Below are 17,653 nucleotides of genomic sequence, written 5' to 3' on the forward strand. Positions count from 1 at the left end.
GCGCTCGCCGTCACTCTCGTACGCCAGCGTGTCACCATCCCACCCGAACACCGTCCGCTCGCCGTTCAACTCCTTCGCAATACGCCGGCCGAATCGAGTAATTTCGACGAAACCGGTCATATCCGCGTGCGGCTGCTGGATCATTTCGGAAGCTGGCTCCATCGTCAATCAACCCGTGAAGTTGCTTGTAATACCTTTGATGCGTCGCGGCGGACAGCTCCACGATAGGTCCCGGTTCGTCACCAAGCACATGATGCAGATTTACCTGATTGCCATCGGGCCCGAAAGGCGCATAGCCCGCTTTCATCAAGTCCACATTCGTCGCAACGTTGTTGATCATACCCTTCAGCTTATCGAAGCTAGGCGAATTGAGTGCCTTCTGATTGATGCTCATTTGAATGATGGGAGTGGTCGCGTCAATCAAGGAGTCGTCTTGATTGACCTTGCGGCCAAGAACGCTATTAGGGCAACGCGCCAAGCCGAGGGGATCAACCCATCCAGTTGGATTGGGCGCGTACTAATAAACGTTGATACCGCCCGCGAGCCCGATCGGGTCTTTCGAGAGGAAGCGCCCGGTGCTGGGATCGGAATACCGATGCCAGTTATTGTGTAAGCCCGTATCTCACGCAACGGAATTGCCCGTGCTAATTGAGCCGCAATGGTACCGTCGCTAGTGACGCACACTCTTCCGTTCGCATGCTGTCTATTCCCGCGTGCTGTAGGCATGCATCCTCATAGGCAACGTGCTCGCCATCGCATTGTGAAGCCAAGAAGGCGTCGATTCTCTGAAATTCGACATCAGCAGCAATGTCAACTGCAAAGAGCGATAACCCGTCGGTTACTGAGCATTGTGCTCCAAGTTGCGTGAGGTTTTGGACAATTGCCTTTCTGGTTACATCATCCTCCGCAAATACCCGGAGGGTCGAGTGCCCCCCCCGAGCAACTACTCCAGCGGCAACAAGTTCGCCGTCAATCTCCTCGGTCACGACCGTATCACCTTTGCTCACCCCACATATGTAGTAAGGCACGTTGTCGATCACGTAGGAATTCTCGCCAAGAGCCCCCCCCCACAGTGATTCGAAGCCAACGGGCGGATATCCGTCAGCGTCAGTCTTCAGACGAAACACGATTTTTGCGAAGCCTGGCATGATGATCCTATTCGTTTCCGCAGGGGTTGCGCCCCAAACGGTTGAGTTGCTTGAAATTTTCCTTCAGCTTATTCGAGAAGCCACGATTGCACTTACGGCAGAGCAGTTGGGTGTTTTTTTCGTTGTTCGCCCCACCCAGCGAGTCGGGTTCGACGTGGTCGAACTGACGTTCGTTCGCCGGAGGTGTGACACCGCGTTGACTCTTTTGGCCAGGAATCACGTCGGTGCCACAGCACTCGCACTTTTCCGTTCCAAAGAAGTCTTTATTCTCCTGAGCAACCTTCTGTTTGACAGACGCCGGGATGCGCGCTAGCCCAAGCGGATCGATCCATCCGGTTGGCGCGGGTACGTATTGATAGACGTTGATGCCACCGGCGAGCCTGATCGGGTCTTTCGAGATGAACCGTCCACTGCTCGGATCGTAATATCGATGCCGGTTATAGTACAACCCCGTTTCCGCATCAACCTGTTGCCCCTGAAACCGCAACGGATTCTTAGGCACGATCCCCGCCGCCTTCGACGCCCGCGCGATCACTTCCCGCGCTTCGCCCCAAGCCATGTACGACGCTTCCCACACAACATCACCGTCGCCATCCGTCATCAATTGAGGCGTCCCGATCTGATCGCAGTGGTAATAGAACAGGGCAGCATCACCACGCCGCTCCGGCACCTGCTGCAGCGGGTCCTCCTCCGGCACATAGCGGTCGGTACTCTTCCACTCCGGCGTCACGATCCCATCGACCGGTTCCGCCACATACTGGGCCAGCGGCACGAACGTCCCCGGCTCGTAGAGATAGTGCGTGGTGCGCTCGCCGTCACTCTCGTACGCCAGCGTGTCACCATCCCACCCGAACACCGTCCGCTCGCCGTTCAACTCCTTCGCAATACGCCGACCGAACGCATCATAGAAATACCGCGCGCGACTCTGCCGCGACGTCTCGGCAACCCGCGCGGATAGCAATCGATTGAATTCATCCCACTCGTATTCCTGCTCACCCGCAGGCGTGCGCTTGCGCACGAGATTCCCGCGCGCGTCGTACTCGAAGTGCATCCCCGCATACGTCTTCAGCAAGTTACCGAGCACCTTCGGCACCTCAACCGGCAACGTGCTGTCCGGCCGCACCGGACTCGGACGCGGCGCGGGCGTCTCCGTAGTCCGCGCCGGATCGATGATGTTGCTCGCCGGATCGAACGCAAACCGTTCCTTCGCGATGGGACTGATCGCCTCGATCAGCCGTCCGACAGGATCGTATCGATAGTCGGTCCCGCCCTTGCGGCTGTCCTCGATTCGCGACAACTGCCCCGCCGCGTCATAGCGATACCGCCGCTCGGCGAGCGGCGCAGGTGACGTCGATCGCTGGATCGACTGCTGCAACACGCGTCCCGCCGGATCGTAGTGCGTGCGCTGCCCGACCTTGCTCGACAGCACGCGCACCGTCTCGCGATGAAGATCATCGCGCTCGAACTGCACGCGGTCCTCGCCGTCGAGCAGCATCCCGTGCACATGCCCCGAGCCATACAGCAACCAGTCGACGACATGCCCGTCCGGCCGAACGGTACGCCACCGGTTGCCGAGTTCATCGTATTCGTGATGCCATACGTAGCTGCGCCGGTCACCGAACAGATCGTAGGCGTGATGTTCACGCACGAGATTGCCAACCGGATCGAAGAAGAACTGCACGCGGCTGTATCGGTTCACCGCGTCGATCAACCTGCCGCTCGGATCGTAGGCAAACCGTTCCTCGCTTTCCCCGGCGACACGCTTCAGCAGACGGCCATTTGCATCGATTTCGACCGAAGTCAGGCAGCCCGCTTCATCGATCGAAACAAGACTGCCGCTGTCCGGATCGTACTGGTAACGCGTCGACTTGCCGTCGAAGCCGATTTCCTCGATCAGCCGACCTGCCGGATCGTAGTGGAACTGATACGTCGCAAAGTTCGCATCGGTCAGCGCGGACAAGCGGCCGAGACGGTCATAACGATACGCAACCGTCTGCCCGAGCACATCGGCGCGACTCGCAATGCGACCGACCGCATCGTAGGCATATCGCGTCGACCGATTGAGCTGATCCGTATGCGCAAGCAATCGCCCTTCGGCATCGTGTTGCACATGTTCGACACCGGCCGGCGAACGAATCGCCGTCAACCGGCCGTTCGGGCCATATGCATAAGCAACGACGCCACCGGACGCGTCCTTTTTCTCGATCACACGCCCTATATCGTCGTAGCGCCACGCCGTCTTCTTTCCGGAGCAGTCCGTGTAGCTGGTCAATTGCCCGGCGGAGTTGTATTCGAGTGCCTTCGATCCGCCTTTGGCATCGGTGATCTGTGTCGGCAGTCCCTTGTCGTTATAGCTGTACTTCGTAGCGTGCTCGAGCGGATCGATTTCCTCGACGAGATTGCCAGCATCATCGTACTTGCGCTGCCAGACATGCCCATTCGGATCGACGAGCCGGATCATCTGATCCTTGTCGTCATATGCCATTTCGACAATGCTGCCGTCAGCGCGCTCGTGCCACGTCCGGTTACCGCGCGCGTCGTAACGCATCTGCTCGATGCTGCCGTCCTGCAGAATATGCAACGTCAGATTGTTGTGCTCGTCGCGCCTGAACCACTCTTCGTTTCCATCCGGATAGGCGATCCGATAAACGTAGCCCTTGATGTTGAAGTAATAACGCGTCGTCTGACCGAGCGCATCGGTTACGTAGGTCAATCGAATGTTCGGGTGCCACGCAAGACGGATATCGAGACTGCCATCGTCCGCGTACTCACGCACGCATTTCGCATTCGCGTTGTCGTCAGCGTCCGCGCCGTCCCATTCAAGCGACATCCCGCGGCCGGTGCGATCGGTATAACGCGTCACGAGATGTCGGTCGTACTGGTAGTTCCACGCGTTGCCGTGCCGATCGGTTGCACGGATGAGATCGGCCGCTTCGTCATAGGCGTAACTTGCGAGCGTGCGGCGCTTGCCATCCTCGATCACCTGCTCGATCAGGACGATCCGACCTTGCTTGTCGTGCTCGAACGAGAGCACGTTGCCATTCGCGTCAATCAGGCGCGCCACGCGGTCGCGCGCATCGTAGTCGAGCGTGATCGTGTTGCCCGCGCGATCTTTCTGCATCGCGAGCCGGAACGCGTCGCCACGCCGCTCGTATACGTGCAACTCGTCATGACCGTACGCGATCGTCACCCACGTATCGTCGAGTCGCGACAGCGTCAGGTTTTCCGACAGATCGTCATACACGCTTCCAGCTGCCAGCGCGCGATATTCAATGCTGCGTCCGCTGGCATCACGGTAGAACCATGTATCGCCTTCGACATCGATGCGCGTCGTGTACGGCGTAATCCATCGCGCGCCAAGTTCTCCAGTGTCATATGCAGACAGGCGTGACCGATAAGTACGCGCCCAGACAAGCGGCAATGCGCCGGGCAGTTCAAAGTCCGTATGCGTGAACGTCTCATCGCCGAAAGCAAAATCGATCGATCCGGTCGACGCGCCAATCCCGCAACTTTTGCAGGGGCTCTGGCCAGCACCTTCCGGATGCACATGCTGTTCGGTCGCACCCACCGGCTCCTGCGGGCGGTCATGCTGTGCCCGTCCCTTGCCGCCGGGTGGCACGTCAGCGCTCTTTTCACGAAGCTTGCCGCCCGCACGCACCCTCGCCACGGCCTCGATCACTTGCGCGATCAGCCAAAGCATCTTGCCTTCTTCGCTGCCATTCAGATCGCGGATTGCCTTCGCGACTTTCGGTGCTTCGGTCTTCAGGAACGCGACGATATCGCGAAACGGTTGAAGCCACGAATCCGGCGCAAGCCTCGCAGCGGTCCCGACCGTCGCGTTCCCGGCTTCCTTCCCTAACGCGATCGAACCTTCGTAACCGTACTCGAACGCATCGACCACGATCATCGGGTTGTACCAGGATCGCTCGTCCATCTTCCGCGCGATCTGCTGCGTACGTCGTACGTTCGCACTGCTGTCGAAAATTTGCCCTTTGAGGGCAAGCTCCAATCCGCTGGCAATACCGACCATCAACTCCTGCGCCTTGGCCGCGCAGTCATTCAGCAAGTCGACCAGAACCTCCTGCAACGTCTTCAGGAAGTTCTCGATTTCCGTCGCGGCCGCGGCGTTGACGTGCGTAATGAGCACGTTAATGATCGCGGCCCCGAGATTGCCGCGCGACACCAGCAACTGATTGCGCACGAGCGCCAACAACGGTCGCGCCGACAGGCGAAACGATGCCAGCGGCGGCGGCACCGGAATGACCCCGATCAGGTTGATCGCGAGTCCAAGGTAATCGAGCAGATCGGCGTGACGCTTCTCGACGATCATCACGATGTCGCACACTGCATCGTAGAACGCCATCAGGTTGCCGATGATCGGCACCGCACTGGCGACGGTTTTGAGGTCCTCGAACGAAATGTGATTGCCGCTGATCTTGAGCAACCACTTATTGAAACGGTCGCCCCCCGCCGCCACGTCTTTCGGCGAAATATCGCTGAGCCAGGAAACAGCCTGTTCCTTCTCAGCGCCCGGTGGAAGTTGTTGTGCCATGTCGTTCTTCGTTCAATTCGTTTTTTTCAAGACGGCTGACATGCCGCCCTCTCAGGATTTCAGCGGTCCACCAAACCCGCTCGTCGGCAGCTTCATGCCCGTCGCGCCTGCGGCCGACGCCACGGTCGTGGCGCCCTTGCCCGCGATACTCGCGACGCCCGGCAATGCGCCTTGCAACGCCCCGGACGCCGCATTCGCAGCCGGTGCGGCCAGCGCTGCAAGCCCGCCCTGACGTGCGGCCTGCACCATCCCGGCCACCTGCTTCGCCGCACCACTCAGGCTCGACGCCGTCTGCAACGCAGACGCAACGCCGGCCCCACCCAACGCGGTCGCCGCAGCCGGCAATGCGGAACTGGCGAGGCCGCCAAGGGCAGCACCCGCGCCACCGCCGCTCACCAGCCCCATTGCTGCTGTCGTCGCGGCCGGCGCCATCCCCTGCAGCTGGCTCGCGAGCTGCCCGCTAGCTGCCGCCTGCGCGGCTTCCGGCGACGGTTGCACGGGCTCCGCCGGCCACTTCACCTGCTTGAAATAGTTCGCTGGCTGATCCGACTCGCGCGGGTCCTTGCCGAACTCGACGCGCACCGCCCCCGGCGGCAAACCGCTCACAACCGTATAGCCGCTGTTGTCGAGTGCGCCTTTTTTCAGCACGGCGCCGTTCACGTCTCTCACCGTGAACAGGCCGCCTTTGACCGCCTCGCCGTTCACGTACTTGTGGAACAGTTCGAGCTGCCCCGGCTGATCCGGCCTCGGGCTCGGCAACGGATAACCCATGCTCGCCGGCCCCGCGAACGTATGAGATGCCCCCTTCACATCAACCGCGCCCGGCGTATGAATCTCGATGTTGCCGTCCTTGATGCGGATATACCCGCCGCCGCTCGTCAGCAGAATCCCCTGATCGGCGGCGATCTCGATCCGATCAGTTGCGGACACAACCTTCACCGCTTTCTGCGCAGTCACCTCGACGTTGTCCGACTGCGCCTGGATCTCGACCTTGCCCTTGCCCGCGAACAGCTTCATCCCCGCGTTCTGCACGAACAGGCTCAGCTTCTGCCCGATGCTGCCGATCAGTGACTTGCCCGCCGCAACGTGCACGCTCTGCCCGCTCGCGACGTTCACGTGATCGTTCGCGACCAGGTGCAGCGACTGCTGCGTCGACATCCCGATCCCCGACGGGCTGCCGAACAGCATCACCGGCTCCTTGAACGCATTCGCGTTGCCCGTGCCGCCACCTGCCGTGCGTCCGCCTGACGCGCTGCCCGACGCGCCGTCCTGCGTCGCGTCGGTGAACGCGCGCATCGTGTCGTGTGCTTCCTTGAGACTTTCCGCCTGATGCTGCTCGCTTACGCCCGACATCGCTTCGACGAGGCTCTCGCCCGTCACGAGCTGCTGCTGCGCTTCCTTCACGTCCAGCGGCTGGCTGTTCGGTGCCTTCGGATGGGTGGTGACGTACAGCCCTTGGCTCGCCCGCACCGCGCCGTATGCGTCCGAACGCAGATCGAAGCCGCTGCCCAGGTACGATCCGCGCGAATTGCCGTTCTGGTCGATGATGTAACCCAGATGCAGCAGGCTGTTCGCGCTGCTGCTCATCAGCTGCACGCGGTTCTGCCCGGTCGCGTCGTCCATCACGAGCTGGTTGTAGCCGCTGCCCGAATACTCTTTCGACCGGTAGCCGGAGAGAATGCCGTCGCTATGCCACTGGGGCTGGTTCGCGCCGTTGTACACGCGGCCGACCGCGAGCGGCCGGTCGCAGTCGCCGCCGACGTAGTCGATCAGCACTTCCTCGCCGATGCGCGGCACATGCACGCCGCCATAGCCGCCACCAGTATCCGACTGCACGACGCGCACCCAGCACGACGCGTTCTCGTTGCCCGGATTGAGGCGATCCCATACGAACTGCACGCGGATCCGGTTCAGCTCGTCCGTATAGACTTCCTCGCCCTGCGGCCCGACAACGATCGCCGTCTCAAGGTGCATCTTCGGCTTCTCGTGTTCGAACGGGCTACGATACGGCACGCTCACGCGCTGCGCTTCGACCTCGACGAGATAGAAGCCGACCGAACCATCGTCATGCGGCACGCGAAACGCCGGATCGGCACCGTAACCTTCCTGCGCTTGCATCAGCGCGTCGCGCAGGCTGTACGGAAAGTCCGCGCTGCTGCTCGCCACGGGCAGATTGTTCTCGATCCACCATTCGACGCCGATCGCCGCGAATTCGCGCTGGTCCGCCGGATCGCGATCATGTTCGGGATGGTCCGACAGCGTGAAGCGCCGGCCCGCATCGATTGCGCGCACGCCACCCGCGCCATGGAAGCGCTTTGCCTGCGACTCCCATTCCTCCATCCGCACCTTCGTCAGATGGTCGCCGCGCGTCTGGTCCAGATACGTGTAGGCACCGGTGTACTCGTACACTTCGAGCTGGTCGGGCAAATCACCCTGGCCACTCATCGTCGGCAGCGTCGTGCCCTTCGGGTTCGACGGCTGCGACGGGTTCTTGTAGTCGAACGTGCGTGTCGTTCGCGTCACGCTCTGCAGCGTGCGCGAGCCCGACCATTGCGTGAACGCGTCGGCTTCGCTCGCCGCGCCGCCGCGGTAGAAGCGCACGGTCTCGGGCGACAGCGGCGCGAACGCCTGCAGGTTGTCGGTGATGACGAGCGTGTGCGACTTGCCGTCGTCGGCCTGCTGCCATGTGCTGTAGAGGCCTTCGCTTTCCATCAGCCGATGCACGAAATGCCAGTCGGTGTCGTGCTGGCGCGTGTATGAACGGTTCGGCAGCGGTTTCGACAGTGCGAAGCGGAAATGGCCCTGCGCCTGCGGATGCTGGTTCAGCACATCGCTGATGATCTGGTCGACGGTCGTGTCGTTCCAGAGCCGCTGGTCGCGACGAAACTTCAGGAAATGCGTGAAATCGGCGAACGTAAGCTGATAGGTCGTGAGCCCGCCGTCGGCGCCAAGGCGGCGCGCGGTGTGGACGTATCCGTTGATCGGCCGGTAGCTGCGATCGCCCTGCTGGATCCACAACGTGACGGGCTGCGCGATCAGCTTTTTAAGTTCCAGATCACTATCGGTCGACAGCACGTCGAGCGTGAACTCGTACGCACGCCCGACGCGCGAATGGCCGACCGCCCGCTGCACGGTCAGCACATTCGGGCCCAATGGCGTATCGAGCTTCAGCAGCCGGTCCTGCTGAAGCAACCCGCCGCGTAAAGCGGCAACAGTGTTCTGCATGTTCATGGCAACGGCCTTTTCTTCTTTTGACGCGCCCTCGGATGGCGCGCTATGCGATTTCGCTCGCGCGATTTTACAGACAAATTACTGCGAGACTCCGAAAAATGAACTGATTTAAAAGAGTTTTTCAAGCGTATTCCGAGCGGCCCGGTCGAACCGTTCGAACGCTTGTTCGACACGTACGCGCCATGACGTCACGCCGAACTGCTCGCCCATCGCCCGCTGAAATCGATGCAATCAGGGCCAATTCGACTTCCGGCGCGGCCCGGTTGCGAGTAGTGTCTACGTGCCCGTATTCCGGCCCAGTCCGGGCACGACCGATGCCCGGCGCTCGATTACCACACTGAACACTGGAGATCTGCGATGAAACGTTCGAAGTTCCTGCTGTCGGGCCTGCTGCTCGCGTCGGCCCTCGGTTTCACGGCCGTTGCCGCCCATGCGGAAGACCTGCTCGACTCGGTGAAGAAAGCCGGCGTGCTGCGCGTCGGCCTCGAAGGCACGTATCCGCCGTTCAACTCGCGCGGCACGTCGGGACAGCTCGAGGGCTTCGACGTCGATGTCGCCAATGCCGTTGCCGGCAAGCTCGGCGTGAAGACGCAATTCGTCCCGACCGAATGGAGCGGGATCATTGCGGGGCTGCAGGCCGGCAAGTTCGACGTGATCGTCAACCAGGTCACGATCACGCCGCAGCGCAAGGAAGCGCTCGACTTCAGCGAGCCGTACACGTACTCGGCAGCGCAGCTGATTCAGCGCAAGGACGACACGCGCAACTTCAAGTCGCTCGAGGATTTCAAGGGCAAGAAGCTCGGCGTGACGCTCGGCACCAACTACGACCAGATGGCACGCAGCGTGCCGGGCATCGAGGTGCAGACGTATCCCGGCGCGCCGGAAAAGCTGCGTGACCTCGCCGCGGGCCGGATCGAGGCGACGCTCGACGACCGCCTGATGCTGCCGTACATGATCAAGACGTCGAACCTGCCGCTGCGCTCGGGCGCGGTGCTCAACGGCGGCAAGCAGGAGATGGCGATCCCGTTCCGCAAGGGCAATCCGAAGTTCGAGAAGGCGATCAACGATGCGCTGGAGTCGCTGCGCAAGGACGGCTCGTTGAAGAAGATCTCGATGCACTGGTTCGGCAGCGACGTGACGGTGCCGGTCGCGCAGTAAGCGGTTCGCCGCGCTTGCGTTGCGTCACGTCCTTCGCTGCGGCGAAGGCGTGACGCGCAACTGCATTACTCTTCCCTTCCCCTCAAGCCGCTTCGTCGAAGCGCGCAAGCAGCATCTGGCCGATCGGCGTCAGCGCCGGACGCGCGGCCACCGCACTCACACGTACCTGCGTATCGTCGACCAGCCGCTTTTCGACGAGTACGGCGAACGCCGGATTCGACGGGTCGACACTGTCCGGTGCGCGGGCAATGCGCAGCAGCATCGAGAATTCGTGCGGACTCAGCATGGTCCTTGTCTCCTGATCGTCCGCGATCCGGTTCGAATCGGCGTCGATCGTCTCTTTTGATGAAATGGCCCGAAGGCATGTGAATGCGAAAAGGCGTAGCTGTTTGCGATGAGGGCACGTCGTCGCGAGGAGCCAGCCGCTCCCTGCGCGGTGCGATGTCATCGGATCCGCTGGATGCGTACGTCACGGCAGGACGTGCAACGTTATTGGGCCATCGTGACGCGGGCGTGACAGCAAAGCAGGAGCGCACATCTGGCCGACCGATACCGACGACCGCGCTCATCGCCGACGGCAGATTGCTCGTTTGCAGGCATTGCCTGGAAGACTGGCTGCGGCGCCAAGGCATCGCTTGGAGAGGCATTGCAACCGGGTGAATGCGCCGCTCCTGATAAGCGCGGCGCGGGCCGGCCAGGAAATGTACGGCACCGAGTCGAGAAATCCCGCATGCGCGTGTCCACACATGCATGCGCTGAAATGCGCTGAAGCGGGCATGCCATGCGCCCCGTGTCCCCGCGTCAGATTTGTCGGCTCGCGGCGCTGAAACGACGAAGGGCCGGGAGAAAAAATCTCCCGGCCCTTCGTTCAATTTGGAGCAGTCGCAGGACTCGAACCCGCCACCTGATGCTTACAAAGCACTCGAACGATCAAGCAAACTCAATCACTTACGCAAATTTCGCGTTACCAAAATACCGAATTCGACGGTGTTCTCAGCCATATCCGACGGGCATCGTGACATCGATTGAAAACGCGCCGATATACGTCAAGCAGGGACAGCTTGATATATCAGCGCGCGCTCCACTTCCGTCGTGTAAAAAATTTCATTCACACTGCGGCCTGCTCAAAACCAATCACGATCAACCGAATCAACGCGAGGACGATCAAGATCGAAAGAACAAAGCACATCAGGGGCACGGCAAGGTTCGATCTCGGCCTCCCTTTCGCATCGAATTGGACGAAGTGAAGTAAAAATGGGTGGCGTTTGGCGCGAAATGGGAGGATGGCAAATGACGCGAGCGTGATCGCAAATGCAGCGTTCCTGATATTAGACGTCGATGCCGACTGGTGAATTTCACGGCGAAACGCCACGAAATAGAAAAACGTGACGATACCAACTATCAAAATCGCATCAATCGCATACCCGGCAGCTTTCTTCACGTCATACTCCTTACCGAACCCGTCGCATTCGCTTAAACGCAGTTGCTCCGTCGGTCCACGCCCCGGACGTCGTGAAAAGTGTAGGCTGACTTGGATACCGATTCAGATCTCGTTTACGCGCATGGACGCGCGTAACGGCTGTCCCCGCGACGCAACTCCAACCGGCACGCTCCCGATTCGTCAAGGCGCTCCGGAAGTCGGAATGCCTCGTTGCATGCGTTGCGCGGTTCCAGTTGATGACGAAGAAAGATTCGCAAAGACGGAATAGCAACCCGAGAACCACTAGACACTGTCCGACCGGCAGCGGTGATTGTTGCCTTGACTATGTGGTCTTGCGGAGTCGCAGCTTGTGAACATACTCGTGCGCCCGCGGATGATGAAGACGAACGTCCGCACCGAATGCTCGGCCCCGCCACTGGCTCGATTTCCGGACTGTCACGCAAAAGCTGAATTGGAAACGCGAAGGGGCTACGCAAACATCGCGTAACCCCTTGCTGGATATGGTGCGGCTGCAGGATCAACAATCCTTATCCAATATATTGATTCAAAACGAAAATAGAATCGGCGATTGGAATCTGAACCCCCAAACATACCCCCAATCGGGTGAAACCATGTGAATGAGGCCACCCAGCGAAAAATTGTGGCGTAAGTCGCCGGTCGTCGGCCGCCCGAACAGAAAACTTCTGGAGATTTGGAGACATATGCTCAACTCGCCCCGGAAGCCTTACTGGTCAAGGGTCCGACTATCTCCAAGTGTATCTCCAAAACACTCATTTACTTGGAGACAAAGTTGGAGATAGCCGGCAAATACGTCCCATGACGGCAGCCGTGTCGAGAAGCACCCTGCGGTCTGGAACGCTGCGCGCAAAGAAGCTCCCGCGCCGCAGCCCTCCCCGATGCCACGGCAAAGGCCGGCCTTGTGTTCAATGAAAAGTGACTTTGGACGTTCAAAAATTGCACCGCGCCATTCACCTGCGAAGCCTCCCGGCAACTTTGACAGGGTAGTTACCCTTATTCGGTGCGTGCTACAGTCCTCGCAAAATTTCAACAGAGGATTCGGCATGAGTTCTGCGTTCATTCGGGAAGGCGATACGACTTCGCACGGTGGCCGGGTGCTCGCCTGCACGTCTACCAACATCGTCTTCGGCAAGCCACTCGCGCTCGAAGGCGACATGGTGTCGTGTCCCAAGTGCAGCGGCGTCTACCCAATCATCGGCGTCCGCGTTCGCAGCATGACGTTTGGCGGCCGGGCTGTGGCGACCGAAGGCGACAAGACTGCATGCGGCGCGACGCTGATAGCATCGCAAGGCATGGCGACGGTTGAGCCGACCGCCGGCGTAGGCGGCTCGGTTGGCGCAGGCAAAAGTGTAGTCACGCAGACGACCGCGCAAGACGATGGCGCATATCGCGGCCGCTTCCAGCTCGTCGACGACAAGACACGCGCGCCGATCCCGAATCACCCATACACGGTCACGTCGGCGGACGGTCAAACGATTCAAGGCACGACGGACGCGAGCGGCCACACCGATTGGATCAGCAGTCACCAAGCTGCATCGCTGTCGTTCCATCAGCCCGGGAGCGATGCATGACCGGCCCCTACTCCCCAGGGTCGTCTACTGGGGGCTCGAGCACCGGTGGCCAGACAACGCAGGTTGGATTAAGCGCCTCCAAACTCTCCCCGAAGGATCGGAAAGTTCTGTGTCACACGTTCTGCGAGTGCCGTCGGATCGGCGTCGCGACGAAAGCCGGAACAATCCAGCGGCAGCGCTGCGTCGAAATGCGCCTCGGGCTACCCAATGAGGTGTCGAAGATGCAGACGGGCGTTCCAACGGAATACCGGCCGGAACAACCGTACGATATGACGACGAATCCACCCCAGCCGATCATGGACTACGACGATCCGCTGGAGCCCAATTCGGGCATTCGCCAGTGGATCAAGGATGTGTGGCCCAGCAAGGGCAGGAAATACGAGAAAGGCGACGTCCGCCGCCCTGACGTCGTCATCGTGAACGACCCGTCGAAACCTCCGGAGCAATCTAATATCAAGACCGTCGTGGAAATGAAATTCCCCGGCGATCGATACGGCCCTGATCAGGAAGACGACTACATCGAAATCGCGGGCGGCCCGTCGAAGTTTGTTCACCTCGGCGCGGCTGATTGCGGATGCGGCGACGACGACGGCCAGAAGGAAACTTCGCGCTCGAAGCAATCCGCGCGACAATCCGAGCTTGACGATTTGTTCGGCGGCAATAGCACCGCGCCCGGAGGCCCACCGCTCCCGACCGCGCCCTCATTGCCGCCACCTGCATTCCCGCTCCCGCTTTGACGCCATGACGAACGACGAAATTGAAGCTTGGGCCAAAGATCCGCGCCGTGCGGACACCATGCCTTTCGGGCTTTACGAGCCCGCGCACCAAAAAGGGATCACGGGTGCCGCCCTTGTAGTGCGGGGCGTGCTTTACTTCCGCAACGGTTTCACGTCGGAGGTTCGGCAAGCGCTGATGCGCTGCTTCAAGCAGTACAACGCGGCGATCGAGGAATATCAACACGCGCTCGAAGTGGCGGCCGGCCAGACGCCGTCGAAGTCCGGGCCGCTGCGCTGGTTCTATTCCGAGGGAGAGGAACCGATCCAGTACGACAAGTCTCCGGGATTCGAAAGTCTCGCGACGAGCGTCCCCGCCGACGAGGCCCTTGCGGTCGCGATCACCAGCGCCGAGCACAAGCTCGCGACCGGGTTCTATGAATTCACGGTGTTCGCGCTTAGCGAAAAGAAGGCTGCACGGAAACGCGGTCTCGACGGACTGGTCTTCACGGTACCGCGTGCGTTTATCGCCCACCGCCCCGGCGTGTTCGAGGCGATGTTCCGCGCGTTCGCAGAAGCGTTGCCGATAGTTAGCGGTCACGGCGGACTGGCCGTGAACGTGCCTCCAATGGGGCGGCGACCAAACGAAGCCAGCGAGTATTTCTACGCGCGCCGTTTCGGGCCTGGGATCGACGTCGGCGATCCAATGCGTTCCACCATTCGTAAGCTTTACACGAAGATCAAGACCGTTGACTGGCTCAACGCGCTCGATGCGGACTTGGTCGCGGCTGTCGGTGGTGCATCGGCACTCGGACTCCCGCCAGATTGGTTCGCCAGTATTCCCCTGGGGAACGGGGGCTTGATTATTCAGGCCGGTGTCGCGCCCCAGTCCGGCGTATCCAATGGACCAGGCATTCCCGTATCTCCACCCGCCGCGTACGTCATTCTGAACCACGCGCTGCGGCCGGTCATCGCGGATGACGTCGATACCCTGCAAGATGGAACACTCGACAGTACGGCACCTCTGCTAAACACGGTCGTGGCCACCGAAAGTTGGCTGCGCCGGTTCAACGTACCCGACGATCAACTCAACGGCTTCTGGATCGAACTACACAAGACGCCGAAGCTGCGCGGAGAATCTGCCTGATGTTGGGACCCAAACGTCGCATGTAGTCGACCATGCGCAACGATCCGCAGGCTTCCGTGGGTGTCGCTTACCGACCCCGTAGCCGTCGACCAATTTTCGACGTTCCGGACAATCGAAGGTCTCGCTCGCCGATAAACCTAAGCGCGCATTCGCATGAGGCCTTGGAGACGTACGTCACGTAATTTCCAACGACTTGTCGCGCCCTATGCCTGTCGACGATGGCTCGCCTCGAGACGCTACCCACAACGGTTTGCAACCGATCCTGTTTGCCGCGTCAAACCAATAGGCACTGACGCACTAGCCGGCCGGCGCTTGGTTAAAAAACTTGCCGTACTTGCCAGTTTGCTCGGTACAATCCTTGCGGGACCAATACGCATCCGTGGAATCAGAATGCAGAAAATAATAGTTAAAGACTTCTCGTGCATCAAAAGCGCTACGTTGGCGGTCGCGCCGCTCACCTTGGTGATCGGGCCGCAAGCAAGCGGGAAAAGTGTGCTGTCAAAATTAATTTATTTTTGCACAAACATAATTTCCGATTACGATCGCCTTGTCATCGAAGATAATCTCAGCTTCGAGGCATTAGAGCGTCGCATTGGGTCTCAATTTATCGAATGGTTTCCCATATCAGCATGGGGAAGCAAGCGATTCTCCATTAATTTTCAACTCGGAGAATTCGAGTTGAATATTACAAGAATCGGAAAAAGCGAGCGGGTACGAATAAAGTTCTGCGAACAGTTTGTTTCTTTTTACAAGAACTCACACGATCAATTTCTGGCCGCCATCAAGAAAGCCGAGGTCAAAGCAGCGGCCAAAGCAGATTTATACGATTTTGAGCTAATGTGGCGCCTTAGACAGAGTGCGACGCTGAATCTTAGAAAATGGCTCGGTCGCGATCTTGTCGAAAATCAACTGTTCGTTCCAGCCGGTCGTTCGTTTTTTACCAGCGTCGGAAAAGCTCTAGTCGCCTTTGAGCACAGCGGCATTTTGGATCCTGTTACTCTCGAATTCGGCCGGAGATTTTCTGCAATCCGCGAAAGATATATCCGTCGGATGCCGGGGGTAGACGTATCTCAGTCCTCGCTCGCTGGCATTCTGTTTTCGGAAATTTTAGGCGGGCATTTGAAGACAGAGGGTGGAAAAGAATACGTCCAGACAGCAGATGGGAGATTAATTCCCTTCTCCGCCCTGTCGTCAGGCCAACAAGAACTTTTACCGCTAGCGGTTGCTATTCGCGCAATGCTGCCGAGCGGAGTGCCGCGACAGACTGGAGCGGTCAGCGGCGGCGTCGCTGTACGCCGCACGATCTACATAGAAGAACCAGAGGCGCATCTCTTTCCCCGCGCGCAAAATAAGCTCGTCGAAATTCTGGCGGCGCTCGTGGCCCGGCGTCGATTTAACAATCTACTGCTTACAACCCACAGCCCGTATGTATTGGCGAAATTCAACAACCTGATTAAAGCAGGCAGCCTCGCGCGCAGTAATAAGACAGGCTCGAATGCCGCAGTCGCAAAGATAGTTCCAGAAACGTCATGGGTACCTTCTAAGTCTGTGAATGCGTACGCGATCATTGATGGCCACCTCACCGACATCATGGACGAAAGCGGCCTAATTGCAGCGGATTACCTAGATGATGTTTCTGGGGACATTGCCAGGGAATTTTCTCAGCTTTTGTCTATCGAGGTGGCACGATGAGCAAACGGTCTGCGCCGTCGAAAGCGAAGTCGTCGGCCTCTTCGTCCGCTAAAAAAGCTGCGAAGCCCCCGCAAAAAACAAGGACGTCGGTCATTGCGGGCCAAAACCCTAACGATGAGGTGATCAGCGTCAGCAAGATTAAACTATCAGATAAGGGAAGCGTACGCCATGCGGTTTTTCTGAATCCGGAGCGCAAGGATCACATCAAGCGAAGAATGGACGGCGGCTATATGAAGAATGAAACAGCCGCCGATTGGATGCTGTCAAAGAAAGGCACCGGTGACGTATTCCTTGAGCTGAAAGGCGGCGACGTTATGCACGCGATCGAACAAGTATGCGCTACTGCCGAGTTTGCCGTCGCTAACGATCTAGTATCCGGTTCTCTCGCAGCCCTTATTCTTTGCACTGAGCATCCGGGATTCAATACGAAAATGCAAAGGATGATGCAGACATTTGCAACTCGGTATAAAGGTCCGGTGCATACTCGAAACCGCAGTGGCGAATTCGTGTTTGAACACGTGTTGAGCTTTAATGGCCCCGAGCGCCTATAGCGTCAAACACGCCTTGCAATGCGGCCTGGATCACCGCGGGTTAACAGGGGGTGCCCGCTTCTGCGGACACCCTCCCCTACCCTTCATCGCTGTTTCCCGCGAAATGGGGGCGGTCAACAAGTCCATAGCCGACTACTGGTGACTCGACCCACACCCGCAAGGGTCGCCTTGTGGGCGGTTGCGAGCATCAAGGCTTCTCCAATAGGCGGATGTCCAAGGACAGCATCACCATTGAATTCGCGTCATTCCTGTCGGGGAGCACCATGAAGATCGAACGATTTCGCGAGGCATGCACCAAGGACAAGTTGATCGGCCAGTAGGTCCGGAGCGTCTTTTATTTGTTTTATTATGGTTTCTTTGGCGCGAAAGAAATTGAGAGATGAGGCAACTTGAATAAATGCCTTAGCACCGGTTCCGATCGGCGCCGAAGA

General features: G+C 59.3%; 11 protein-coding genes and 2 pseudogenes. 6 read left to right on the plus strand and 7 right to left on the minus strand.

Going from position 1 to position 17,653, the window contains the following annotated elements; translation table 11 throughout:
• Positions 1 to 109 precede the first annotated feature (109 nt).
• From DIE11_RS37550 to tssI, 5 genes and pseudogenes are all read right to left on the minus strand, one after another.
• Positions 110 to 394 (minus strand): annotated as a pseudogene (locus DIE11_RS37550) (HNH/ENDO VII family nuclease); the annotation flags it as partial.
• A gap of 126 nt (positions 395 to 520) precedes the next feature.
• Positions 521 to 622, minus strand: a pseudogene (locus tag DIE11_RS25585) (RHS repeat-associated core domain-containing protein); the annotation flags it as partial.
• A 22-nt stretch (positions 623 to 644) separates the two neighbouring features.
• Positions 645 to 1,148: a DUF4265 domain-containing protein gene (locus DIE11_RS25590; RefSeq protein ID WP_124627982.1), complete on the minus strand. Its 504-nt coding sequence runs from the start codon at positions 1,146 to 1,148 to the stop codon at positions 645 to 647.
• A gap of 7 nt (positions 1,149 to 1,155) precedes the next feature.
• The gene (locus tag DIE11_RS25595; RefSeq protein ID WP_124627984.1) at positions 1,156 to 5,700 is read right to left on the minus strand and encodes an RHS repeat-associated core domain-containing protein; all 4,545 of its coding nucleotides are present in this window, start codon (positions 5,698 to 5,700) and stop codon (positions 1,156 to 1,158) included.
• A gap of 51 nt (positions 5,701 to 5,751) precedes the next feature.
• Positions 5,752 to 8,931, minus strand: a complete 3,180-nt coding sequence (gene tssI / locus DIE11_RS25600; RefSeq protein WP_124627986.1) for a type VI secretion system Vgr family protein — start codon at positions 8,929 to 8,931, stop codon at positions 5,752 to 5,754.
• Between the two features lie 357 nt (positions 8,932 to 9,288).
• Here tssI and DIE11_RS25605 point away from each other — a divergent pair, with 357 nt between their 5' ends.
• A complete protein-coding gene (locus DIE11_RS25605; RefSeq protein ID WP_059599833.1) occupies positions 9,289 to 10,089 on the plus strand; it encodes a cystine ABC transporter substrate-binding protein in 801 nt (266 codons plus the stop codon).
• A gap of 82 nt (positions 10,090 to 10,171) precedes the next feature.
• Here the strand turns inward: DIE11_RS25605 and DIE11_RS25610 are convergent, their stop codons facing one another.
• Both DIE11_RS25610 and DIE11_RS25615 read right to left on the minus strand, forming a co-directional pair.
• The gene (locus tag DIE11_RS25610; protein ID WP_059599832.1) at positions 10,172 to 10,375 is read right to left on the minus strand and encodes a hypothetical protein; all 204 of its coding nucleotides are present in this window, start codon (positions 10,373 to 10,375) and stop codon (positions 10,172 to 10,174) included.
• An 822-nt stretch (positions 10,376 to 11,197) separates the two neighbouring features.
• Positions 11,198 to 11,530, minus strand: a complete 333-nt coding sequence (locus DIE11_RS25615; RefSeq protein ID WP_124627988.1) for a hypothetical protein — start codon at positions 11,528 to 11,530, stop codon at positions 11,198 to 11,200.
• Positions 11,531 to 12,591: 1,061 nt separating this feature from the next.
• Between DIE11_RS25615 and DIE11_RS25620 the strand changes: the two genes are divergently transcribed.
• From DIE11_RS25620 to DIE11_RS25640, 5 genes are all read left to right on the plus strand, one after another.
• Positions 12,592 to 13,119: a PAAR domain-containing protein gene (locus DIE11_RS25620; RefSeq protein ID WP_124627990.1), complete on the plus strand. Its 528-nt coding sequence runs from the start codon at positions 12,592 to 12,594 to the stop codon at positions 13,117 to 13,119.
• Entirely contained in the window at positions 13,116 to 13,856 is a 741-nt protein-coding gene (locus DIE11_RS25625; RefSeq protein ID WP_105810533.1) for a VRR-NUC domain-containing protein, read from the plus strand. The genes DIE11_RS25620 and DIE11_RS25625 overlap by 4 nt, the downstream gene beginning before the upstream one ends.
• Positions 13,857 to 13,860: 4 nt before the next feature.
• The gene (locus tag DIE11_RS25630) at positions 13,861 to 14,979 is read left to right on the plus strand and encodes a DUF3396 domain-containing protein (protein WP_124627993.1); all 1,119 of its coding nucleotides are present in this window, start codon (positions 13,861 to 13,863) and stop codon (positions 14,977 to 14,979) included.
• Positions 14,980 to 15,369: 390 nt separating this feature from the next.
• Positions 15,370 to 16,671, plus strand: a complete 1,302-nt coding sequence (locus DIE11_RS25635; protein ID WP_185633820.1) for an AAA family ATPase — start codon at positions 15,370 to 15,372, stop codon at positions 16,669 to 16,671.
• Complete coding sequence (locus tag DIE11_RS25640; RefSeq protein ID WP_124627997.1) at positions 16,668 to 17,222, plus strand: hypothetical protein; 555 nt, start codon at positions 16,668 to 16,670, stop codon at positions 17,220 to 17,222. Before DIE11_RS25635 ends, DIE11_RS25640 begins: the two co-directional genes overlap by 4 nt.
• Positions 17,223 to 17,653: the final 431 nt, after the last annotated feature.

Origin of the sequence: Burkholderia sp. Bp9012, assembly GCF_003853825.1 — a bacterium.
Lineage (GTDB): Bacteria > Pseudomonadota > Gammaproteobacteria > Burkholderiales > Burkholderiaceae > Burkholderia > Burkholderia diffusa.